Genomic DNA, 22,416 nt, shown 5'->3' with positions numbered 1-22,416 from the left:
GGTCACACCCAACAAGGTGTGTGTCAAACGCGCACGCCGCAACCGCCCCACTGGACGAGCCTTCGTCGAGCGGGGGACCTCGCCCGCCTCCAGGCGTTCACTCCTGATCAATGCAGGACGCCGTGTGCGGGTAAGGCAAGCGGAGAGACGCTTGCATGAAGCGTGGGCGTTTACGCGGGGGGGCGGGAAGAGTCAAGGGTGGGGGGATTCGCTAGGCGAGCTTTTGGAAGCCTTTTGTCTTCATGAACCGCATTCTGTGTTCGAGACTCTCGATGAAGTCTGAAGGATCGAGAATGCAGTTGCTTGCTCCGAAAAGAGCTACCGCTTCACCCCCTCCTCACAGCTCCGCCGCCGCCTGAGCTAGCCAAACGGATGCGCCCGCACCGCGGTCTCGCACACCGCCATGTCGGGATGGGGTTGGGCGCGCTGATAGAGCTGATCCATGCGGGGCGGGCGCAGGAAGCACCCCGCCTCGTCATAGCGCCCGGCATAAAGCTGGCCGGTCGCTTCCAGATGATGGGTGAAGATTAGCGACAGGCTGGCTTCGAGATATTGCTGGTCGAGATGGGCGGTCAAATCCATGAGATCATCAGGTTCTTCACCTGTCACGATCCAGCGCAGATAGCGCCAGCGCACGCTGTCGACCGCTTCGGGCGGGTCGAGTGCGCGCATGCTGTAACTGCCGTCTGCGACCGCAATCTCACAGTCGATGGCGTCCAGGTTTCCCATAAGCGCGTCTTGCCGCACGGCTTCAAGATCAGGCTCCAGCGTCCCGCAGGCGTCTAGTATCCGCTGTTCATGCGGCTCCAGCGGGGTGCAGGCGGCCAGAGCCAGCAGCCCAAGAAGAAGTGAGAAAAACTCGCGCATCGGGCGAGTTTATGGGGCGCTCAAAATCCCTGCAAGGACAAACCCTGACCTTCCCAAAGCGCCCGCCATCCCCTACCTGTCAGGCCATCGATCCCGCCTCTGCCCGAAAGGCTTCCCATGCTGACGATTGCTTTCCAGATGGATCCCATCACCGCCGTCAATGTGAACGCGGACTCCACCTTTGACATTGCGCTGGAGGCCTTTGGGCGCGGCCATGAGATCTGGGTGTATGAGCCCAAGGATCTCAGCCTTGAGAACGGCAAGGTGCGCGCGACGGCGCAGCGGGTGAAGACGCTGCAGCGGGTGCAGGGCGAGCATGTCACCCTGGCCGAGCCCGAAGTGCTGGACCTGCATACGGTGGATGCGGTCTTCCTGCGTCAGGATCCGCCCTTTGACATGAGCTATATCACCACCACCCACATGCTCGAGCATCTCATGCCCGAGGTGCTGGTGGTCAATGATCCGCGCCATGTGCGCGACACGCCCGAAAAGCTGTTCGTCACCACGTTTGAAGGCGTGATGCCGCCGACCCTGATCACCAGCTCGGAAGCGGAGATCCGCGACTTCTTCGAGCGCCATGATCGCGACATCATCGTCAAGCCGCTGTTCGGCAATGGCGGGGCGGGCGTGTTCCGCATCCGCGACAGCGCGGAAAACATCGCCTCGCTGGTGGAGCTGTTCGGTCAGACCAGCCGTGATCCGCTGATGGCGCAGGCCTTTGTTCCGGACGTTCGCAATGGCGACAAGCGGGTGATCCTAGTGGATGGCGAGCCCGTGGGCGCGATCAACCGCGTGCCCGCCGAGGGCGAAGTGCGCGCCAACATGCATGTGGGCGGCAAGGCCATCCAGTCCGACCTGACCGAGCGCGATCTCGAGATCTGCCGCATCATCGGGCCGGAGCTGAAGCGTCGTGGCCTCGTCTTTGTGGGCATTGACGTGATCGGAGACTACCTCACCGAGATCAACGTCACCTCCCCTACCGGCATTCAGGAATTGCGCCGCTTTTCCGGCGTGGATGTGTCGGCGCTGCTGATTGACTGGGTCGAAGCCAAGCGGGGGTAGGCGCGACATGATCGATACCGATACCCTGCATCTGCAATGGGCGCTGAGCTATCCCTTCCCGCGTCCGCAAACGCCCTTCATCTTTCTGGATGGCGCGACCTGGCCCTTGATGCAGACCCAGGGCGGGTTCGGCGACTGGATCATTGATCACGCCAAGGGGCCGATGCGCATGGCGTCCGCGCTGGGCGAACAGCGCCTCGCCGAGTTTGAGCGCGGCGCCTATCACGCCGTGGCGGCGGTGGGGTCGAACGCCGCGCCCGCGCAATTGCGCCGCAAATTCCGCGACCATCTCGATGATGTCGCCATTCCGGTCATACAGATCAGCGTGCCGGATCATGTGGTCGCCTACGCCAACCGCATCGCCGTCTATGGCTCGATCCCGGCCACGCTGGTGGAGCGCCCTGGCGGCTCGGTGCGGGTTTGGGCGACGCTTCTGACCGAACGCGACTACGCCATCATGAACGGCACCGAGGATCGCGGTGAGATCTATGACGGCGTGCCGATCAGCCCGATCCATGTGCCGGAAGCCATCGAGAAGCCGTTCGAGGCCTATGCCTGCCTGACAGGCTCTCTGCCCCTGCGCGTTTCCGCCTTCCCCTCCGAAGGCTGCGGCTGGCCCGTGGGCGGTCAGTGGGAAGCCCAGTCGGCGGCTATTCGTGCGCTGGAGCTTGATCTGTCGGTGGATCATTTCGTGCTGGAAAACACTGCCGATCCCGATCTGCGGCTGGCCCGTGATCTGGCGCTGTCCAAGGTGCGTTAGGTCTCCCTCTCGGTCCGTAGGCCGAGCGGTGCGTGTATTCCAGAACGTGAAACCCCGGCCAAGCGCAGCGCCGGGCCGGGGTCTCTGTCAGGATAGGGTGCTGTTAGCGGAGGGAGGTCCCGGGTTTTCGCTGACGCTCGCCCGGGATTTCAATCGCTTTTGAAAACCAACCTTTCCCCCTTCGAAGGGGGAGAGGGGGAAGTCAGCCCTACTTCTTCAGCCAGCCCTTGTTGACCACTACTTCAGCGATCTGGACGGCGTTCAGGGCTGCGCCCTTGCGCAGATTGTCGGACACGATCCACATGGCGAGACCGTTCTCGACCGTGGGGTCGTTGCGGATGCGGCTGACGAAGGTGGCGAACTCACCGACGCTTTCCACCGGGGTGACGAATTGCGGTTCGTCCTCATCCGCGCGGTCGATCACCATCAGGCCCGGCGCTTCGCGCAGCAGGTTGCGGGCGTCCTCGGCGGAGAGTTCCTTCTCCAGTTCCAGATGCGCGGCGACGCAATGGCCGACAAACACCGGCACGCGGGCGCAGGTGGCGAAGAGCTTGATCTTGGGGTCGAGGATTTTCTTGGTCTCGACCGTCATCTTCCACTCTTCCTTGGTCGCGCCGTCCTCCATGAAGACGTCGATTTTCGGGATGACGTTGAAGGCGATCTGCTTGGGGAAGACTTCGGGCTCGATCGGGTCGTTGACGTAGATCGCCTTGGTCTGGTTCCACAGCTCGTCCATGGCCTCGCGACCGCCGCCAGAGGTGGACTGATAGGTGGAACAGTTCGCCCGGATGATCCCCGCCGCATCATGGATGGGTTTCAGCGCCACCACGGTCTGGATGGTGGAGCAATTGGGGTTGGCGATGATGTTCTTCTTCGGGCGTTCGTTGAGCGTGTCCGGGTTCACTTCGGGCACGACCAGCGGCACGTCCGGATCCATGCGCCAGGCGCTGGAATTGTCGATCACGAGCGCGCCGGCCTTGGCGATCTTCGGCGACATCTCGCGCGACACATCCCCGCCCGCACTCATCAGCACGATGTCGACGGTGGAATAGTCGAACGTGTCCGCGTCCTTGATGGTCAGGGTCTTGTCGCCATAGGAGACTTCGCGGCCCACGGATTTGCGGCTCGCGAGCGCGTAGACGGTTTCGGCGGGGAAGAGGCGTTCCTCGAGGATGGTCAGCATTTCCTGACCGACAGCGCCCGTGGCGCCCAGAACGGCGACGTTGAGACCCATGGATCTCTCCTTCAGATGATATTGCTCTGCACAATGACGCAGGCTCAGACAAAGAAAAACCCCCGGGGCCGGTCTGGCCCCGGGGGTTTTCACACCGGATCGACCAGACCTTAGGCCAGGCTGGGATCAATCTTCTTGCACGCTTCCACAAGGCCTTTCACGGAATCGACCGAATGGTCGAACATGGCCTGTTCGTCCTTGTTCAGCTCGATCTCGACGACCTTCTCCACGCCATTGGCGCCGATCTGGATCGGCACGCCCACATACAGGCCGTCCACGCCGAACTGGCCGGTCAGGTGCGCGGCGCAGGGCAGGATGCGCTTCTTGTCGTTGAGATAGGATTTGGCCATGGCGATGGCGCTTTCCGCCGGGGCGTAGAAGGCCGAGCCATTGCCCAGAAGGCCGACGATCTCGCCGCCGCCCTTGCGGGTGCGGTCGACGATGGCGTCGATCTTCTCGTCAGACGACCAGCCCATTTTCACCATGTCCGGCACCGGGATGCCGGCGACGGTGGAGTAACGGGTCAGCGGCACCATGGTGTCGCCATGGCCGCCCATCACGAAGGCGGTGACGTCTTCGACCGACACGTTGAACTCTTCGGCCAGGAACCAGCGGAAGCGCGCGGCGTCCAGAACGCCCGCCATGCCGACCACCTTGTTGTGGGGCAGGCCGGAAAATTCGCGCAGCGCCCAGACCATGGCGTCCAGCGGGTTGGTGATGCAGATCACAAAGGCGTTCGGGGCGAACTTCTTGATGCCTTCGCCAACCGACTTCATGACCTTGAGGTTGATTTCCAGAAGGTCGTCGCGGGACATGCCCGGCTTGCGCGGCACGCCGGCGGTGACGATGCACACATCCGCGCCTTCAATGGCGGAATAGTCTTCCACCGAACCGCCCGTCAGATGGCTGTCCTTGCCGAAGACGGGGCTGGCTTCGCACAGATCCAGCGCCTTGCCCTTGGCGGTGCCTTCATTGAGGTCCATCAGGACCACATCGCCCAGCTCTTCACGAGCGGCGATATGAGCCAGGGTGCCGCCGATCATGCCGGCGCCGATAAGGGCGATCTTTTTGCGAGCCATGGAAATACTCCTCAAGCTTACGAGGGGGCGCGCCTTTGATGCAGGCGCGAAGACAGGTGGGCCTGATTTACGCCCCTCGGCGCAGAAGTGCAATGCGCAGAAGGGAGAAGACCGCTCTGAGCTCTGTCAGTCGCCCAGCCAGTGCATAAAACTGGCGTTGCGGATGCGCTCGCCGCCCATCTCGACTCCGACCGCCAGCGCCGCCGCATCGCTATGGGGGATTTCTCCGGGCGTGTGCAGGTATTCAGGCTGGATCATGCCCGAGATCAGGATGTCTCCCAGCGTGTCATCCCGGGTGCGGAACTCGAAAGCGCCATCGGTGAGGATCAGACTGTCAGGCCGGATGCGTCGCGCATCAAGATAATAGGTCTGCCCCAGCTCGTTCGTGGCGGTTTCGCCCTCGACCGGGTTCAGGCTCAGCCAGACCGGGATTTCATCAGGCGCCGACCCCGCCTCGCGCCAGAACTCGAAATCGGTGCTGTGGCCAATGAACAGATGATCCACCGTCCAGCCATGGACCGAAAGACCGCCATTGGGCAGGTAATAGCCGCTGGCGTCATAGCTCATGGCGATCTCGAATCCGCTCGCAACTGACGCCGCGTTGGCTGCAGGTTCAGCGGCGACCGTGTTGCTGGCGGGCGAACAGCCGCTCGCGAGCACGAGGGCGGTGAGGCCAAGTGTGATGCGGATCATGGTGCGTCTCCCCAGACAATGATCTGGGAAGTGTGCCTTGGCAGGCGGCCCCCGTCACTCAGAATGCGTGCGGTCTGGGCTGTCCTCGTCGCTTTCGCCCACACGGCGCTCGGCGGCCAGATACGCGCGCCCGCTCATCTCCATCAGGCGCGACACCGTACGCTGGAATTCAAACGCGTAATCGCCTTCGGGGTAGAGTCTGGAGGCTTCCGCTTCCGCGCTCATGATCAGCTTGGTCCGGATTTCGTAGAGGGCGTCGATCAGCGTCACGAAACGCTTGGCGGCGTCGCGCTTGCCCGGCGTCAGCAGCGGCGCGCGATCAATCATCACGGTGTGGAAGGTCTCCGACACCATCAGATAGTCCGCCGGGCCCAGCGGCCTGGCGCACAACTCGTCAAAGGTGAAGCGCGCCACACCCGCCGCCTGTCGCGGCACCACCAGTTCGCGCCCGTTCACGTCGAGAATGCAGGTCTGCACCTTGGCGCCCCGCGTGAGGCGCTTGAAGGCGTTATCCATCGCCGAATCCGCTTCCGACCCCAGCGGATGGTAATAGACCGGCGCGGCTTCGAGCTGCTCGAGGCGATAATCGCGCCCGGAATCGAGTTCGCGGACATCGAGCGTCTGTTTGATGAGATCGATGAAGGGCTCGAACAGCTGTCGATTCAGACCGTTCTTATAGAGATCATCTGGATGCCGGTTGGAAGTGGCGACCATCACCACACCCTCTGCGAACAGGCCGTCAAACAGGCGCCCCAGGATCATCGCATCGCCCACATCGGTGACCTGCAGTTCGTCAAAGCACAGTAGCCGCGTCTGCTTGGCCAGCGCTTTGGCGACGCGCGGCAGGGGATCGGAATCCTTTTTCTCGCGCTCATGGGTGATGCGCGCCTGAATCTCCTGCAAGAACTGGTGAAAGTGGACGCGGCGCTTCTTCGCCACCGGGGCGGCGTCAAAGAACAGATCCATCATCAGGGATTTGCCGGTGCCCACCCCGCCATAGAGATAAAGGCCCCTGGGCGCGGGTTTGGACTTGCTGAACAGGCCCGACTTGCCCTCATTCCACTCCGATAGCGCCTCACACAGCGCTTCAAGGTGCGCGGCGATCTCAGCCTGACCGGGATCGGGCTGCAGCCGACCTTCGGCCACCGCCTGTTTCAGGCTGTCCACAGGACCCATTCTCAAAGGCTCCAGACCAGAGCTGCGGTCGCGATCAGAGCAAAGCTGACAGCGGCGGCGAGCCAGACAAGGGCGGGACGTTGCAAGGTGCGCATGGCCGCCTCGATACAATGATGCGCCCGCCCCGCCAAGACGGATGCGCTTATACCCTTATGAGGTTGCAGAAGGATTGCGTCTTGAGGCCTGTTTTGACAGCTGCTAGCCAGTGCGTTGAATTTTTTATCTTGATGCGCGCCTGAGGGGATTATGAGGCGGTCTGGTCGAAGGTTTCATCTCCGGCGCGCCTATGGTCGTGGCGAGCATAACGCCTGGCGGCGAGGCCGTTGGCGGACCGAGTTCATAGGGCTTCCGCGTCACGAGATTGCGCCCATCCTGCTCAGATCGGGGTTCAGGCGACGTGATGTGAATTTCATCCGTCAGGTCCAACCCGCCAAGTCTATGTTCATGCCTGCAACGATGCTTGTCAGAGATACGGTCGTCATCCTGACGGCCTACAGGATTCTCCGGTTCCCACTTATTCTGGGCCTGTTCTGGGTCTGGCGTACAGAGACGCAGGATTTTGGTCTCTATCTGGCGCTGGTGCTGACACTCATCTGTGGTCTGATGGCTTACACCCTCAATGCCTTGCTGGATGCCACTCCCGGCTTTCTGACGCAGATTGGCGCCGAATCGATCACCCGGATCGCCATGCGCATCCGCAAGAAGGTGAGCTGGCCCTTCGACCGTCTGGCGCTCCGACAGTTATCGCGCCGTGAGTTGCCTGAACTCGTGGAAGCCAACCGTATGATCATGCTGGCGAGTCTTGTCTGGGGCGGGATGTTTCTGGTGACGGCCGCAGCCTGGGTCCGACTGCTGGTCCCCATGCTGTCGCCCGTCTAGACCATCCAGCCTTCCAGCTCCGACCGCCAAGCCTCGGGCAGCGGCTTCGGGCGACGGGTCTGACGGTCCACATAGACATGCACGAAGAAGCCCTCGGCGGCGGCGGTGTCCTCGCCCGCCTTGAAGATGGCGATCTCATAGCGCACCGAGCTTGAGCCGATCCGCGCCACCTTCACCCCCGCTTCCAGAGCATCCGGAAAGGCCGTGGCGGCGTGATAGCGGCAGCCGGTCTCCACCACGAGGCCGATGGTCTCGCCGTGCTCGATGTCGAGAAGGCCCGCCCGCGCCAGCCGCCGGTTCACGGCGGTGTCGAAGAAGCCGTAATAGACCACATTGTTGACATGGCCGTAGACATCATTGTCCGCCCAGCGGGTCTCGATGGGTTCGAACTGCTTGAAATCCGCCCGTCTGGCCGGGGCCTGACGCTCAGCGCTCACAGGATTTCCTCATACATCGCGACGATGGAATCATAGGTCATCTCGCGCGGATTGTTCGGCAGGAGGCGATCATTGGCGGCCACGTCCTCCGCCATTTTCGGCACGTCATTATGGCTGATGCCCAGTTCCGACAGGCGGCGCTCGATGCCCACGGCCTCGGCGATGCGGTCCATCTCGTCGATCAGGCCCGAGGAGCCCGGCTTGAGGCCCAGATGCGAGGAAATTTCCGCATACTGATCTTCGGAGGAAGGCGCGTTGTAGCGCAGCACGGGCGGCAGCACGACGGCGTTCGAAAGCCCGTGCGGAACATGGAACATGCCGCCCAGCGGATAGGCCATGGCGTGCACCCCGGCGCAGGGCGAGTTGGAGAAGGCCTGACCCGCCAGCATGGCGCCCAGCAGCATGTCGCCGCGCGCCTCACGGTCCGACCCGTCCTCACAGGCACGCAGGATCGAGCCATGCAGCAGCTTCAGCGCGGTCAGCGCCAGGGCGTCCGACATGGGGTTTTTCGAGCGGCGATTGGTGAAGGCCTCGATGGCGTGAACCATGGCGTCAATGCCGGTATAGGCGGTGGGATGCTTGGGCAGGCCCAGCGTGAGATCGGGATCCAGGATCGCCATGTCCGCATACAGAGGATCAGCCGCGATGCCGCGTTTGGAGGTCGCGCCCGTGGTCAGCACCGCCACATTGGTCACTTCCGAGCCGGTGCCCGCCGTGGTGGGCAGCAGGATCAGCGGCGGACGGTTCGCCCTGACCTGCTGCACGCCATACATCGTGGACAGGGATTGCTCGCCGGACAAAAGGAGCGCGACCACTTTCGCCGTGTCCATCGGGCTGCCGCCGCCAAAGCCGATCACGGCCTCGGCGCCAAATTCCTGACCTTCCGCCACAGCTTCGAAGACGGTGCTTTCGGGCGGGTCGGCGACCACCTTGTCATAGACATGCACCTGAAGGCCCGCATCCTTCAGGCCCGCCAGCGCCGCATCGGCCAGTCCCGCCTTCAGGACGCCCTGATCGGTGACAAAGAGGATGCGCTGGGCGCCCTTGAGCGCCGGGGCGGCGGTTTCCGCGAGCCGTGCGCTCGAGCCAGGCTGGAACAGGGTTTTGGGGACTGTCGTGAAGGTGAAAGCGGTGGTCATGGCCGTCGGCTCCTCCCGTCTGCGGGCTCGCACTGCGCGGATGCGTCGCGTGTGTTATGAGCGGGGTCTCTTTATGCGGACCCTCGAAACGGGCACAGTATGCCTGTTCTTTTCACTCAGACCAGCCCGGCTGGCCAGCCATAGGAGGCGAGTATGCTCGACGAAGTGTCCACATCCATCCCGGATATGGGTCGCGCCTATTACGACCCGCTGGTGCAGGACGCCGGCAATGGACTGACGGGGCCCGGCGGGGCGCTCTATCGCTACGCCATCCGGCCTGAAGGCTATCGTCTGGACGAGAGCGATTTCATCGCCGACAGCTGGCAGCTCAAGCGCCAGCCCGACTACACGCCCGCCGAACACGCGCGCTGGCGTCTCCTGTTCGAGAACCAGCGCAAGATGCTGCCGGGCCGAGCCTGCAAGGACTTCATGGAAGGCTTCGAGCAGCTCGAGCACCTCTTCAAGGACGGCATCCCCAGCTTTGACGACATCAACGCCATCCTCAAGCCCGCCACGGGCTGGACAGTGGTGCCGGTGCCCGAGCTGATCCCGGACAACATCTTCTTCTGGCACCTGGAGAACCGCCGCTTCCCGGCGGGCGTTTTCATTCGCGGCGGCAATCCGAAAACGAAAAAGGTGAAAGAGGCCAATGAAGGCCGCGCGCCGGAATTCGTCGAATACACGGCGGTGGAGGACGACCTCTTCTACCTGCAGGAGCCGGACACCTTCCACGACATTTTCGGCCATGTGCCGATGCTGATGAACCCGTTCTTCGCCGACTACATCCAAGCCTATGGCGCGGGCGGGCGTCGGGCGATCGAGTATAACCGCCTGAAGAATTTCGGCTCGGTCTACTGGTACACGGTGGAGTTCGGCCTGATCCTGGAAGAGGGCGAATTGCGCGTCTATGGCGCGGGCATTCTGTCGAGCCCGGACGAGACCCTGTTCTCGCTCTACTCCGACAGCCCGCACCGCATCAAGATGGTGCCCGAGCGGGTCATGCGCACCGACTATGTGATCAGCGATTTTCAGGAAACCTATTTCGTCGTGGATTCCATCAAGGCGCTGTATGAGAGCACCGCCGGTCGCGATTTCACGCCGATCTACAAGAAGCTGCCCGCGGGCTTCACCTACGCCACCACCGCAGCGCTCGACACCGATGTGATCGTCACCGAGGGCACGCAGGAGTACAAGTTCTGCGGCGGCAAGGGCAAACCCCGTGCGGTCGAGCACATGCAGGCGATCCGCGACGCGCACAAGCGGTAGGCTGTCCGTCCGGGCCCACAAAAAAGCCGGCGGATCGCTCCGCCGGCTTTTTCATGTTCAGGACTAGACCCCTAGTCCATCGTCGGGATGATGAAGGCCTGATCGGACACCTGACCGGACGGCCAGCGCTGGGTCACCGTCTTGATCTTGGTGAAGAAGCGCACGCCTTCCATGCCGTGCTGGTTGGCGTCGCCGAACGAAGACCGCTTCCAGCCGCCAAAGGTGTGATAGGCCACCGGCACCGGGATCGGCACGTTCACGCCGACCATGCCCACATTGACCTTGGAGGCGAATTCCCGCGCGGCGAGGCCGTTGCGAGTGAAGATCGCCACGCCATTGCCGTACTGGTGCTCGCTCGGCAGCTTGGCGGCCTCTTCAAGGTCCTTGGCGCGCACGATCTGCAGCACGGGGCCAAAGATTTCTTCCTGATAGGTCTTCATGTCGGCGGTGACATGGTCAAACAGGGACGGGCCGATGAAATAGCCGCTCTCATGGCCTTGCAGCTTGAAGTTCCGACCGTCGATCAAGAGCTTCGCGCCCTCGTCCACGCCCATCTGGATGTAGTTCTCGACCTTTTCCTTGTGCGCCTGGGAGACGACCGGACCGTACTGGGCCTCGGGATCGGTGGAGGCGCCGGGGGTCAGCTTCTCGATTTCCGGGATCAGCTTTTCCAGCAGGCGGTCGGCGGTGTCATCACCGACCGGAACCGCGACAGGCAGCGCCATGCAGCGCTCGCCCGCCGAGCCATAGGCCGAACCGACGAGGTCCTGCACGACCTGATCGAGATCGGCGTCGGGCAGGATGATGCCGTGGTTCTTGGCGCCGCCCATGGCCTGCACGCGCTTGGCGTTCGCCGTGCCGCGCGAATAGACGTACTGGGCGATGTCGGAGCTGCCCACAAAGCTCACCGCCTTGATATCGGGGTGATCAAGAATGGCGTCCACCGCTTCCTTGTCGCCATGGACAACGTTCAGGATGCCGTCGGGCAGGCCCGCTTCCTTCATCAGTTCGGCCAGGCGCACCGGCACGGACGGGTCCTTCTCGGACGGTTTGAGAATGAAGGCATTGCCGCAGGCGATGGCCACGCCGAACATCCACATCGGGATCATGGCGGGGAAGTTGAACGGGGTGATGCCCGCCACCACGCCCAGGGCCTGACGCATGGAATAGACGTCGATGCCCGGGCCGGCGCCTTCGGTGTATTCGCCCTTCATCAGGTGCGGCACGCCGCAGGCGAACTCGATCACTTCGAGGCCGCGTTGCACATCGCCCTTGGCGTCGGCGACGACCTTGCCGTGTTCGGACGACAGCAGCACCGCCAGCTCGTCCATGTTCTCTTCGAGCAGTTGCTTGAACTTGAACATGACGCGGGCGCGGCGCTGCGGGTTCACCGCCGCCCAGTCCGGCTGCGCCGCCTTGGCGATGGCGACCGCTTCATCGAGCTCCTTCACGCTGGCCAGCGCGACCTTGGCCTGCACCTCGCCGGTATTGGGGTCGTAGACGTCGCCAAAGCGACCCGACCCGCCGGGGACGGCCTTGCCATTGATGAAGTGGTGGATATCGCGGTGAGCGGACATGGGGCTTCCTCCATCAGGCCGGTCTCGCGCGGACGCCGGCTCGTTTGATTGATTGCGGCAGGGTGTAACGCCCGGCAAGGCGGGTTGTCGAGCGCTCAGCGGCGTTTGTGAGCGTCTAGCGCGCCGACAGCGTGGCGGGCAGGCCGTCCGTGATCTCGCCGCGCCAGCCCTCTTCGCTGGCCAGACCCGTGAACAGGCTTGCGCCGCTGGGATCAAAAAGGCTCAGCGTGCGATCCGCATCCCGATAGCTCCAGAAACTCGTCTGGGAGACGCTCGCGGGGCAGCTGGGCATGGCCGTGGCGAAGCCCGAGGCGTCGCGCTGGTCCAGATTGGTCTCGGGCAGCGGCGCGGCTGTGGCGTCCAGCAGGATCTCGCAGCTCTGCACAGGCGTGGTGAGCGTATAGACCCCGCCCTCCGGCGGCGCGTCGGCCAGCGCCATGAAGGTCAAAAGGACAGTCAGACTTGTCAGCATCATTATTCTTCCCCTCCGGGACGCACCCATCCCCCATGGGTTCCCTCTTGCGCCCAGTATAGGCGGACAAGCCGTCCCTCGCCATTCACGCCTGCAATCGCGGTCGGTTGAATGGCGCCTGCCCGCCAGAGCAGGGCGCCCTCCGGCGTCAGGATGTCGAAGAGGGACTGATCATCCGCCGGTCGGCGCCAGCGGCTCGCCCCGGACCAGGGCGGCGCGCAGTCGCGCGTCTCGACCGGCCCTGAAGCGCCTTCGGCGTCCCCTCGACCCAGATGCAGCATGCAACCTGAGGCGCCCACGCGCCAGTCGCCCAGGAACCAGTCCGGGGGCAGGCCCTGATCGGATCGGGGCAGCCGCGGCGTGAGGGTATTGTCAGGGGGCGTTCCCTGTATCTGCACCCGGTCCGGGGACGGCGCCCCCGCACAGGCGCAGAGCAGGCCGGCGATTGAGACAAAAATACAACGCAGCAGCATGGAATACGCCTTTCGCGTGTGTGTCAGTGAGATGAAGCATTTCCCTGTGCGTCGGCCAGTGTAGCTTACCGGACTGAAAAACAGGCGATCAAATCGCCGGCTTCGATACGCACGGGGAATGCACATGAAATCGATCAAAGCTCCGCTTCTGGCGGCGACCTCATCCGTGATGCTCGCCATGGCCATGACCGCGTCTGCAGACGCCATCCCGTTCCGCGATGATGTGGGGGATGAGGGCGCCCAGCAGTTTGCGCAGGGCTGGGACGGCGTCGTCCAGATCTATCTGTGGAACCGGGTCTCAGGGCAGATCACGTTCAACTGCACCGGCTCCATGATCAATGCGCGCACCGTGATCTCGGCGGCGCACTGCTTCGACGCCTATCCTGAACAGGTCTACGCTGATGGTCCCGGCTCGCTGACGCCGATCATCGCCTATGGCCCGGACACCTTCGTGCCGCTCTTCAACTGGATCAATACCGGCCAGCAATTCGTCGATGATCTCAACGGCTTGTCCTTCGGCGTGGATCTGATGATGCACCCGGACAGCGAAGTGAACGGCGTGAACACCTTCCCCGCCGCGGATGTGGCGATGATCGCGCTCTCCAACCCGCTCTACACGCTGCCGACCTACGGCATGCTGTTCAGCCCGATCCCCGAGGATGTCTTCAATGAAGGCGTTCTGGTCAATCAGATCGGCTATGGCACCTTCCACCCCGGCTCGGACAGCTCGATCGGCTCGATCAATGGCCGCCGTCGCGCGGGCGAGAACATGCTGGGCCTGCTGGCCTCCCAGAGCGACTTCTTCCAGGCGCTCGCCGGAGAAGGCGCGGGCTCGCCGGTGCCGAGCGACAACCAGCTGCTGTACTGGACCGATTTCGACCTTCCGGGCCGCACCGGAACCTGCACCCGCGCCAATCTGGGCCCGACGGGTGAAGACAGCATCTTCTGCGATGACAATGTCCCCGGCGACGGCGTGCGTCTGGACGGCGACACCGTGGTGCTGCCTGGCCCGTCGATCGACTATTTCCCGGGCGACGCGCTGCCGAATGAAGTCGCGACCGGCGGCGGGGATTCCGGCGGTCCGCTGATGGCCATGAACCTCTTCAATAATCCGTTGATCCTGGGCGTGCTGTCGGGCGGCTTTGTGGACGGCTTCTTCCACAGCTCCGGCCAGAGCTATGGCGAGGTCAGCTATTACAATCCGCTGTTCACCTACCATCAGTGGATCAGCGAGAATAACCCCTACAAATACGTCAGCGCGATGGCGGGCGACGGCCTGTGGTCCGATGGCGACCACTGGGTGCAGGGGCTCGATCCGAACTATTTCGTCTACAACGAGGACGGCGAGATCGTGAACGGTCTGCCCGATGGCGACGAAGGCGGTCTGGGCCAGCGTCGCCCGATCGAGGGCATCGTTTTCGACACCCCGGTCGCGGACACCGATACCGGCGATAATCCGGCCGGAACCGGCGCCGGCATTGGCGGCGGCCTCGTCAACTTTGCTGCGAACGGTGTCGTGGCGACCTTGCCTGAAGGTCTGCGCGACGGCGCCGCCGGCTCTGCATGGGCCGCTCCGGAAGCGGCGACCGCCCAGACGGTGTCCGGCCTGATCCAGACCCTGACCGGGCCCGGTTACACCGGCTTTGTCCCGAGCAATTATTATGGCCGCCCGAACGCGCCGGCCTTCGAGGATCCGGCGCAGTTCTTCGACGTCACCCTCGCGGCGGCGGGCACCACCACCTTCGATCTCGACTTTGCCGAGATTGATAATCTGACCCTGGCGGGCGGCGATGCGCGTCTCGTGATCAATGAGGACACGGATCTGACCAGCCTGATCGGCGTGAACGTCATCGCCGGCGAGCTGGAGGTGAATGGCGGCTTGCTGACCCGTGAGCTGATGCTGTGGACGGGCATGCTCAGCGGTTCCGGCATTGTCTCCCTGTTCGATCTCAACGCCTTCGTCGGCAATGGACAGATCCTTGACGGCGCCCTGTTCAATGTGGGCGGCGTGGTGACGGCCGGCGCTGTGGGCCAGACCGGCTCGCTGACCATCCAGGGCGATTACATCCAGACCTCCGGCGGCGTGCTGGGCGTTGACTGGAGCGCGGATGGCGCTGACCTGCTGGTGGTGAATGGCGATGTGTCGCTGGGCGGTCTGATCGCGGTCAACCCGCTGGATGGCTATGTGCCGACCTATGGCGATACGCGTCGCATTCTGAGCTTCGCGGGCGAGCGCGTCGGCGAGTTCGACGGCGATAACCTGCCGGGCGTGCTCTACCTGGCCACGACCTATGGCGCCGGTTTCGTCAACGTCACGGTGGAGGCGGAATCCTTCTCCACCCAGGCCCAGTTCCAGAACGGCGCTCAGAGCGGCATTGCCGCGCGTCTCGATAATGCCCGCGAGGGCAGCTATGACGCCCTGTCCAACCTGTATGCGCCCATCGACCTGCTGTCGGGCGAGGATCTGACCTCGGCTTTCGAGAATCTCGTCCCGCACGAGCATTACCAGCTGCGTCGGGCGTCCGAGGCGCATCTCGAGCTGTTCGCCAACCAGATGCGTGATGTGGCGCTGGGTCAGGGCCGCGCTGAAGCGTCCGGTCAGGCCATGGCCGCGGGCTTCACCGCCCAGCTGATGGGCGGCGATCAGACGGCGCGTCTGGATGACGCCTCGCTGGCGATTGCAGCCGACCAGGCTGCGGGCGGTCCGAATATCCAGGATCAGGGCAATGGCTGGCGCCTGTTTGGCGCAGCCGGCGCCACGGACGGCGAACTGGACACCACCAATGTCAGCTCCAGCGAGCTTGAAGGCAGCTACGGCTTTGTCGGGTTCGACTATCAGACCCGGAACTGGCTGCGCGTCGGCGCGACCCTGGGTTACGCCAACTCCGAGGCGGAAAGCCTTCTGGTGGGCGGCGGTCAGGCCCGCAGCGATGTGGACACCCTTCAGGTCGGCGTTTTCGCACTGGCCCAGCAGGGCGGCCTGACGGCGATGCTCTCCGCCTCCCATGCCGGTCACACTGCAGACAGCGACCGCACCGCGGTCGTCGGCGGTGCGAGCTTCCGCACCACGGGCGGCCAGGACGGTCACACCAATGCCGTGACGGGCGCCCTGGCCTATGACCTGTCGCCGGTGGAAGACGCGCTGAAGCTGACCCCGATCGTGAGCGCCACCTGGTCCGAAACCCGGTTTGACGCGGGCGAGCAATCAGGCTCTGTCGCCTCCATGACGGTCGATCCCAGCGAGTATGTGGAGCTGGTGGGCCGCGTCGGTCTGGCGGCGAGCACGCAGTTCCGCCTGGGCGCCGCCGTGCTCGAGCCGCGCCTGTACGCCGGCATCGCGGCGGACGCCCGCGGTTCGGATGAAGCGGTGATCGCTTCGCTCAACGCGGCCTCCGGCCCGATCGTGATCGATCCGGTCAACACTGAGGACAATGACTGGTCCGAGTTCTCGCTGGGCGTCACCGCCCATCTCGACAGCGGTCTTGCTGTCGCGATCAGCTATGACTCCCTGAACGATCGTCGCGGCGTTCTGGATACCGAGACCCTGTCCGTGGGCGCTCGCTTCCGCTTCTAGGCGAACGGGCCTGCAGGTCCATGATCAGCCGCCCCGGCCTGGCCGGGGCGGCTTTTTCATGACCGTTATGACGGGAACCAGCGTTGCGTCCGGTTGGCGAAGGCGACCAGCGACAGCATGACCGGCACCTCCACGAGCACGCCCACCACGGTGGCCAGCGCAGCGCCGGAATTCAGGCCGAACAGCGAGATCGCCACAGCGACCGCCAGCTCGAAGAAGTTCGATGTGCCGATCAGGGCGCAGGGGGCGGCGATGCTGAACGGGGTGCGCGCCAGCCAGGCCGCGCCATAGGCGATGGCGAAGATGCCATAGGACTGGATCAGCAGCGGCACGCTGATCATGGCGATCACGACCGGTTGGGTCAGCAGGGTGCGGCCCTGAAAACCGAAGAGGATCACCACGGTCGCAATCAGTCCGACAATTGAGAGCGGCTTGATCCGCGCCGTGAACGCGTCAACCGCAGCCTCAGCGTCCGGCGGCGCCAGACCGCGCGTCAGCATGTGGCGGACGATTGCGCCGGCGCACAGCGGCGCGATCACATAAAGACCGACCGAGATCAGCAGCGTGCTCCATGGAACACTGACCTCCGTCACGCCCAGTAACAGCGCCACGATCGGGGCGAAGGCGAACACCATGATCACATCATTCGCAGCCACCTGGACGAGGGTGTAGTTGGCGTCTCCCCGCGTCAGTTGGGACCAGACGAAGACCATGGCGGTGCAGGGCGCTGCGCCCAGAATGATCAGTCCGGCGATATAGGCCTGGGCGTCCTGCGGCTGCAGGAAGGGGGCGAACACGAATTCGAAGAAGAGGACGGCCAGCCCGGCCATGGTGAAGGGCTTGATCAGCCAGTTCACAACCAGCGTGATTGCGAGGCCCTTGGGTCGTGCGCCGATCTGGCGCAGGCTTCCCAGATCAATATTGACCATCATGGGGAAGACCATCAGCCAGATCAGAAGGGCCACCGGCAGGTTCACCCGGGCGATCTCCAGGCTCGCCAGAGCGGCGAAGACGCCCGGCGCCAGCGCGCCGAGCGCCGTGCCGGCAAGAATGGCGACGCCGACCCATACCGACAGCCATTTTTCAAAAAGGCCGATTCCGCCCGCCGGGCGTGCGTCAACTTGGGGTTCTGGTCGGCTCATCAGGCGGCCTCGTGCGCGGCTTTCAGGATTTCGAGACGCTGCTCATTGGATGCCGGGACAATGCCGGCGTCGAGGCAGGCCTGGATGCGGGACTTGAGCGCCTGGAAGGTGGCTTCAAATGCGGCTTCGGCCTCCGGCCCGGCCGGCAGGCTCGCCGGATCGGGCAAACCCCAGTGCACCCGCACCGGGGCGCCCGGCCAGATGGGGCAGGGCTCGGAAGCGGCGGAATCGCACACGGTGATCACCACATCCATCTGCGGCGCCGCATCGCCTTCGAATTCGCTCCAGCTTTTCGAGCGCAGACCCTCGATGGGCAGGCCATGACGCGCCAGCGTCTCAAGGGCGTAGGGATTGGGCGTCCCGGAAGGTTTTGACCCTGCAGAGTAGGCTGTTACGCTCCCCTTGCTCAGGGTCGACCACAAGGCTTCAGCCAGGATCGAACGCGCTGAATTCCCGGTGCACAGAACTAATAATTTCATGACGCGGCGCTCCGCTTGGTTGGGGCTGTCTGGGCCTCTATACTGCGAGGTCTCTATATTTCAGGATAAGTTGAAATGAAAGAGCTGAAATTGACCCCGGAGCTTGCCGCGAACCAGTTCGGCGCGCTGGCGCACGAGACGCGACTGACCGTGTTCCGCGCCGTGATGAGCGCTGGGCCGGACGGGGTGTCCGCAGGAGATCTGGCGGATCAGGCGCAAGTGACGCCCAGCAATCTTTCGGCGCATCTGACCGTGCTGGTGTCTGCGGGCTTGCTGCATGTTCGCAAGGAGGGGCGCCGCCGCTACTATTCCGCGACCCTGCCGGCGGTGAGCGGCCTTCTGAATTTCCTGATCGTGGAATGCTGTGACGGCAATCCTGAAATCTGCGATCTCGCAGTCTCTGATCTCAACGGCTTGCAGAAAGCCGCCTGCTAGCCTGTTCTGGCGGCATGACAGAATCTGATCCCTTGCCCTCCCACATTGTCGACCAGCTCATTGAGGAGCGGGCGGTCCGCCTGTCCGCCAACCCCCGGCTCTGGCCCTGGGTGAAGCGCATCTTCTATCCGCTGCTGGGCTATCGCAGAGCGTGCGAGATTGCCGATGCGCTGGCGGACAAGTCCGGCCGGGAGGCGATGGACTGGGCGCAGGATTTTCTGAGCATGCGGACGGTGGAGACGGGGATCGAACATGTGCCCGAGACCGGTCCCTGCGTGATCACCGCGAACCATCCCGGCGGCATTGCCGACGGCATCGCAGTCTGGCAGGCGCTCAAGGCGCGGCGACCCGACATGGTGTTCTTCGCCAATCGCGACGCCATCCGCGTCTGTGAAGGGCTCGCGGATGTGGTGATCCCGGTGGAGTGGCGCGAGGCGCATCGCAACCGGGAAAAGACCCGCGACACGCTCAAGCGCGCCATCACCGCCTTTCAGGAGGGGCGCTGCATCGTGGTCTTCCCCGCGGGCCGCATGTCGGCCTGGGATTGGCGCAGCCTGAGTCTGCAGGATTCCGACTGGCAGCCCACAGCGCTCAGCCTGGCGCGCAAATACAGGACGCCTGTCGTCTCGCTTGGCGTGCGCCAGCGCATGTCGCTCTGGTTCTATTCGCTCGGGCTGATCCATGAGGAATTGCGCCACATGACCGTGTTTCACGAGCTTCTGGCCAAGAAGGGCGCGCGCTATCGCCTGCTTTTTGGCGCCCCCATGGACCCGCTCGAGCTGGCGGGAGATGAGCAGACCGCCAGCGAGACCCTGCGTCGTTGCAGCCAGGGCCTCGCCAAACAGGCGTAAGGCTCAGGCTTTTATGCCCTGACGGCCTGCATTTGTGACATGATCAGGGTGTAAGGAACACGCTGAACGGGTCGGGCGACGGGACGGGTATGAAAACAGACGCCTATATCAAGCGCTTGAGCGCGGATCTGGAGCAATGGGTCCGCAAGGGCTTCATTGACGAGGCGACCGCGAAGACGCTGCGTGAGCATGCAGGCGAAACGCCGCCCTCAACCTCTTCCTCGCCCATCCTGACCAGTCTGGCGGGCCTCGTCATCGGCCTGGGCGTTCTGACAGTCATCGCCGCGAACTGGTCGGCCCTGACCGGGGTGATGCGTCTAGGCCTTGTCGGCGTGTTGATCAGCGCCGCCATGTTGTCCGCGGGCTGGCTGCGCGATCGCGCCCTGACCCTGCCGTCCAACATCCTCGCCGCGATTGCGGTCTTGTTGACCGGCGGCGGCGTAATCGTGATTGGCCAGCTCTATCACGCCAGCGCCACCAACGCCGCCTTTCTGGGCCTGTGGACCGGGCTGGGCCTTCTGATCAGCGTCACGCAACGCTCGCCGTTGGCGGCGGCGGGAACCGCGCTTCTGGCGCTTGTATGGAGCCTGTTTCACTTTGGCGAGACGGGCGAACTCACGCGTCTGCCCGAGCCGATCTGGGCTCTGCCGGTGCTCGCCATTCTGGGCGTTCAGGGGTTCAGATGGCGTTCGCTTCTGGTGCTCAACATTGTGGCCCTGACCGTGATCGCTTGGGCGAGCTGGAACCTGACCGAACTGGTGCTTGAGCAATTCACGTCGGAAAAGGACGGTCGTGTCGCCTACGCCTTGTTCGCCCTGTGGGCGGGTGTCGCGATTGTTCTTGAAGGCGTGGTGCGAGCCAGACCGGTTTTCGCGCTGAGAAGCCTTGCAGGCTGGGCCAGCTGGGCCGCCATGGTGTTCCTGCTGATGGGGCTAGGGACGGAGCGTGTTCTGGACAGCGGCTTCATGGCGATCATCGCCGTATTCAGCCTTGCGATCTTCTCAGGCCTGACCGCCTATGGCGCCGCGCCGGGGCGGCGCTGGTTTCGCGGCGCTGGGGTGGTCGGCTTTATCGGTGCGGCGATCATCCTGTTCACCTATTCCACCAACCTTGTCACCGCCGGCTTCACCCTGATCGTCTTCGGAGCCGCGTTGACCGTCCTGCTGCTGGTCACCCGGCGCAGTCAGGCGAAACGAGGGGAGCAGGCGTCATGATCGGGATGTCTTATCTGGCGCGCGCCGGACTGGGCCTTGCCGTCATTCTCGCGTTTCTGGGCTGGATGACGGTCCGCCATGAGCAGGCGCGGTCGTCCGGGATTGAAGTGGTGCTCCAGACCTACCCCATTGACCCGCGCGACGTGTTTTTCGGCCATTACGCCGTTTTGAGCTATCGCGATTTCGGGACCAGCGATGTGCCGCTTGGCTGGCCTCTCGAGCAAGGCCTGGAGCCTGGCGATACGGTGTATTTTGCCCTGACGCCTGCCGGCGAATTCCATCAACCCGGCGAGGCCTTTGCGAGTCCTGAAGAGGCCCTGTCGCAAGGCGGCCCGGTTCTGAAGGCCTATCTGCATACGCCGTATGTGCCCGAAGGCGAGACGCCGGACGTCTACTTCGCACGGTTCGATCTGCCGCGTCAGTATTTCGCCGACCCGGAGACGGCGCTGGCGCTTCAGGATGACTTTCAGACCGCGACCCAGATGCAGGGCCAGCGCGATAACTGGGAGCATTGCCGGGATCTGCAGCAGTCTGATCCTGAAGGGTTTGAACAGGCGTGGCGGTGTGGCGATATCGACCTTGCTGACGAACCTACGGCGGATATCCCCGAATACGGCGTGATCCTGTCGGTCTCCGACACCGGCGAGGCCGTCATCAAGGGCCTCTATCTCGATGGCGAGCGGGTGATCGACACCCTGACCGGGCCCAGACTGGTGCGGGAGCGCGACGAATAAAGAAAACGCCCCGGCCAGAGGACCGGGGCGTTCTGCGTTCGACGGTTGATCGCGGGTTCTAGACCTGACGCTCGACCATCAGATCCTTGATCTTGCCGATGGCCTTGGCGGGGTTCAGACCCTTCGGGCACACATTGGCGCAGTTCATGATGGTATGGCAGCGATAGAGCTTGAAGGGGTCTTCAAGATCATCAAGGCGCTCGCCGGTCGCTTCATCGCGGCTGTCGGCGATCCAGCGATAGGCCTGCAGCAGGGCGGCCGGACCCAGATACTTGTCCGAGTTCCACCAATAGGACGGGCAGGACGTCGAGCACGAGGCGCACAGGATGCACTCGTACAGGCCATCCAGCTCCTCGCGGTCTTCCTGGCTCTGCTTCCATTCCTTCTCGGGCTCCGGCGTATCGGTCTTGAGGTAGGGTTTGATGGATTCGAGCTGGGCGTAGAAATTGGTCAGGTCCGGAATGAGGTCGCGAACCACCGGCTGGTGCGGCAGCGGGGCGATGGTGATCGTCCCGTTATGCTCATCAATGCCGTTGGTGCAGGCGATGGTGTTCCGGCCGCCAATATTCATGGCGCAGGACCCGCAAATGCCTTCGCGGCAGGAGCGGCGGAAGGCCAAAGTGGTGTCGATCTCGTTCTTGATGAAGAACAAGGCGTCCAGGATCATCGGGCCGCACTTGGAAGTGTCGACGTAATAGGTGTCCCAGGACGGGTTCTCACCGGTTTCAGGGTCGTAGCGATAGACCTTGAAGGCGCGCAGATTCTTCTCGTCCGCGCCCTCGGGCTTGGGCCACACCTTGCCCTTTTTGACCTGGGAGTTTTTCGGCAGCGTCAGTTGGACCATGGGGTCGTTCCCGCTTTCTAGTAGCCAGT

General features: G+C 63.6%; 22 protein-coding genes. 9 read left to right on the top strand and 13 right to left on the bottom strand.

The window, feature by feature from the left end; all coding sequences use genetic code 11:
* Positions 1–360: 360 nt before the first annotated feature.
* The gene (locus OA2633_RS09230; RefSeq protein ID WP_009802269.1) at positions 361–867 is read right to left on the bottom strand and encodes a hypothetical protein; all 507 of its coding nucleotides are present in this window, start codon (positions 865–867) and stop codon (positions 361–363) included.
* A 117-nt stretch (positions 868–984) separates the two neighbouring features.
* On the opposite strand from OA2633_RS09230, the gene gshB reads away from it, so the two are divergent.
* Positions 985–1,929 carry a glutathione synthase gene (gene gshB, locus OA2633_RS09225; protein ID WP_009802268.1) on the top strand — a complete coding sequence of 315 codons (945 nt, stop codon included), beginning with the start codon at positions 985–987 and terminating at the stop codon, positions 1,927–1,929.
* 7 nt (positions 1,930–1,936) lie between these two features.
* On the top strand, positions 1,937–2,689 hold the full coding sequence (locus OA2633_RS09215) for a hypothetical protein (protein WP_009802267.1): 753 nt from the start codon (positions 1,937–1,939) through the stop codon (positions 2,687–2,689).
* Positions 2,690–2,897: 208 nt separating this feature from the next.
* On the opposite strand, the gene OA2633_RS09210 is transcribed toward OA2633_RS09215, so the two are convergent.
* The 4 genes from OA2633_RS09210 to zapE all read right to left on the bottom strand — a co-directional run bounded on the left by OA2633_RS09210 (position 2,898) and on the right by zapE (position 6,871).
* The gene (locus OA2633_RS09210; protein WP_009802266.1) at positions 2,898–3,923 is read right to left on the bottom strand and encodes an aspartate-semialdehyde dehydrogenase; all 1,026 of its coding nucleotides are present in this window, start codon (positions 3,921–3,923) and stop codon (positions 2,898–2,900) included.
* A gap of 110 nt (positions 3,924–4,033) precedes the next feature.
* A complete protein-coding gene (mdh, locus tag OA2633_RS09205; protein ID WP_009802265.1) occupies positions 4,034–5,002 on the bottom strand; it encodes a malate dehydrogenase in 969 nt (322 codons plus the stop codon).
* 126 nt (positions 5,003–5,128) lie between these two features.
* Positions 5,129–5,695 carry a hypothetical protein gene (locus OA2633_RS09200; protein ID WP_009802264.1) on the bottom strand — a complete coding sequence of 189 codons (567 nt, stop codon included), beginning with the start codon at positions 5,693–5,695 and terminating at the stop codon, positions 5,129–5,131.
* A 54-nt stretch (positions 5,696–5,749) separates the two neighbouring features.
* Positions 5,750–6,871 carry a cell division protein ZapE gene (zapE, locus tag OA2633_RS09195; protein WP_040612591.1) on the bottom strand — a complete coding sequence of 374 codons (1,122 nt, stop codon included), beginning with the start codon at positions 6,869–6,871 and terminating at the stop codon, positions 5,750–5,752.
* Positions 6,872–7,273: 402 nt separating this feature from the next.
* Here zapE and OA2633_RS09190 point away from each other — a divergent pair, with 402 nt between their 5' ends.
* Positions 7,274–7,750 carry a hypothetical protein gene (locus OA2633_RS09190; protein WP_009802262.1) on the top strand — a complete coding sequence of 159 codons (477 nt, stop codon included), beginning with the start codon at positions 7,274–7,276 and terminating at the stop codon, positions 7,748–7,750.
* On the opposite strand, the gene OA2633_RS09185 is transcribed toward OA2633_RS09190, so the two are convergent.
* Both OA2633_RS09185 and OA2633_RS09180 read right to left on the bottom strand, forming a co-directional pair.
* A complete protein-coding gene (locus tag OA2633_RS09185) occupies positions 7,747–8,187 on the bottom strand; it encodes a thioesterase family protein (RefSeq protein ID WP_009802261.1) in 441 nt (146 codons plus the stop codon). The two genes, OA2633_RS09190 and OA2633_RS09185, sit on opposite strands and share 4 nt — an antisense overlap.
* The gene (locus OA2633_RS09180; RefSeq protein ID WP_009802260.1) at positions 8,184–9,326 is read right to left on the bottom strand and encodes an iron-containing alcohol dehydrogenase; all 1,143 of its coding nucleotides are present in this window, start codon (positions 9,324–9,326) and stop codon (positions 8,184–8,186) included. The genes OA2633_RS09185 and OA2633_RS09180 overlap by 4 nt, the downstream gene beginning before the upstream one ends.
* Before the next feature lie 153 nt (positions 9,327–9,479).
* On the opposite strand from OA2633_RS09180, the gene OA2633_RS09175 reads away from it, so the two are divergent.
* Positions 9,480–10,592, top strand: coding sequence for a hypothetical protein (locus tag OA2633_RS09175; protein ID WP_009802259.1), 1,113 nt, complete (start codon positions 9,480–9,482; stop codon positions 10,590–10,592).
* A 71-nt stretch (positions 10,593–10,663) separates the two neighbouring features.
* Here the strand turns inward: OA2633_RS09175 and OA2633_RS09170 are convergent, their stop codons facing one another.
* From OA2633_RS09170 to OA2633_RS09160, 3 genes are all read right to left on the bottom strand, one after another.
* On the bottom strand, positions 10,664–12,169 hold the full coding sequence (locus tag OA2633_RS09170) for a CoA-acylating methylmalonate-semialdehyde dehydrogenase (protein WP_009802258.1): 1,506 nt from the start codon (positions 12,167–12,169) through the stop codon (positions 10,664–10,666).
* A gap of 115 nt (positions 12,170–12,284) precedes the next feature.
* Complete coding sequence (locus OA2633_RS09165; RefSeq protein ID WP_009802257.1) at positions 12,285–12,644, bottom strand: hypothetical protein; 360 nt, start codon at positions 12,642–12,644, stop codon at positions 12,285–12,287.
* Entirely contained in the window at positions 12,644–13,114 is a 471-nt protein-coding gene (locus tag OA2633_RS09160) for a hypothetical protein (protein ID WP_009802256.1), read from the bottom strand. Before OA2633_RS09160 ends, OA2633_RS09165 begins: the two co-directional genes overlap by 1 nt.
* Positions 13,115–13,238: 124 nt before the next feature.
* Between OA2633_RS09160 and OA2633_RS09155 the strand changes: the two genes are divergently transcribed.
* Positions 13,239–16,688 carry an autotransporter outer membrane beta-barrel domain-containing protein gene (locus tag OA2633_RS09155; protein ID WP_040612587.1) on the top strand — a complete coding sequence of 1,150 codons (3,450 nt, stop codon included), beginning with the start codon at positions 13,239–13,241 and terminating at the stop codon, positions 16,686–16,688.
* A gap of 65 nt (positions 16,689–16,753) precedes the next feature.
* Here the strand turns inward: OA2633_RS09155 and arsB are convergent, their stop codons facing one another.
* Together arsB and OA2633_RS09145 are read right to left on the bottom strand one after the other, a co-directional pair.
* Entirely contained in the window at positions 16,754–17,830 is a 1,077-nt protein-coding gene (gene arsB, locus OA2633_RS09150) for an ACR3 family arsenite efflux transporter (protein ID WP_009802254.1), read from the bottom strand.
* Positions 17,830–18,309: an arsenate reductase ArsC gene (locus tag OA2633_RS09145; RefSeq protein WP_040612585.1), complete on the bottom strand. Its 480-nt coding sequence runs from the start codon at positions 18,307–18,309 to the stop codon at positions 17,830–17,832. The genes arsB and OA2633_RS09145 overlap by 1 nt, the downstream gene beginning before the upstream one ends.
* 75 nt (positions 18,310–18,384) lie before the next feature.
* Between OA2633_RS09145 and OA2633_RS09140 the strand changes: the two genes are divergently transcribed.
* From OA2633_RS09140 to OA2633_RS09125, 4 genes are all read left to right on the top strand, one after another.
* Positions 18,385–18,744, top strand: coding sequence for a helix-turn-helix transcriptional regulator (locus OA2633_RS09140; RefSeq protein ID WP_009802252.1), 360 nt, complete (start codon positions 18,385–18,387; stop codon positions 18,742–18,744).
* Positions 18,745–18,758: 14 nt separating this feature from the next.
* Positions 18,759–19,595 (top strand): 1-acyl-sn-glycerol-3-phosphate acyltransferase, encoded by an 837-nt coding sequence (locus OA2633_RS09135; RefSeq protein WP_009802251.1) that lies wholly within the window; start codon positions 18,759–18,761, stop codon positions 19,593–19,595.
* 89 nt (positions 19,596–19,684) lie between these two features.
* Positions 19,685–20,809: a DUF2157 domain-containing protein gene (locus tag OA2633_RS09130; RefSeq protein ID WP_009802250.1), complete on the top strand. Its 1,125-nt coding sequence runs from the start codon at positions 19,685–19,687 to the stop codon at positions 20,807–20,809.
* Positions 20,806–21,543: a GDYXXLXY domain-containing protein gene (locus OA2633_RS09125; protein WP_009802249.1), complete on the top strand. Its 738-nt coding sequence runs from the start codon at positions 20,806–20,808 to the stop codon at positions 21,541–21,543. Before OA2633_RS09130 ends, OA2633_RS09125 begins: the two co-directional genes overlap by 4 nt.
* A gap of 58 nt (positions 21,544–21,601) precedes the next feature.
* Here the strand turns inward: OA2633_RS09125 and OA2633_RS09120 are convergent, their stop codons facing one another.
* Positions 21,602–22,387 carry a succinate dehydrogenase iron-sulfur subunit gene (locus tag OA2633_RS09120; RefSeq protein WP_009802248.1) on the bottom strand — a complete coding sequence of 262 codons (786 nt, stop codon included), beginning with the start codon at positions 22,385–22,387 and terminating at the stop codon, positions 21,602–21,604.
* Between the last annotated feature and the right edge of the window lie 29 nt (positions 22,388–22,416).

It is taken from the genome of Oceanicaulis sp. HTCC2633, assembly GCF_000152745.1.
GTDB lineage: Bacteria > Pseudomonadota > Alphaproteobacteria > Caulobacterales > Maricaulaceae > Oceanicaulis.
Note: the sequence above shows the minus strand (reverse complement) of the source record. Positions and strands in the feature narration are given on the sequence as shown.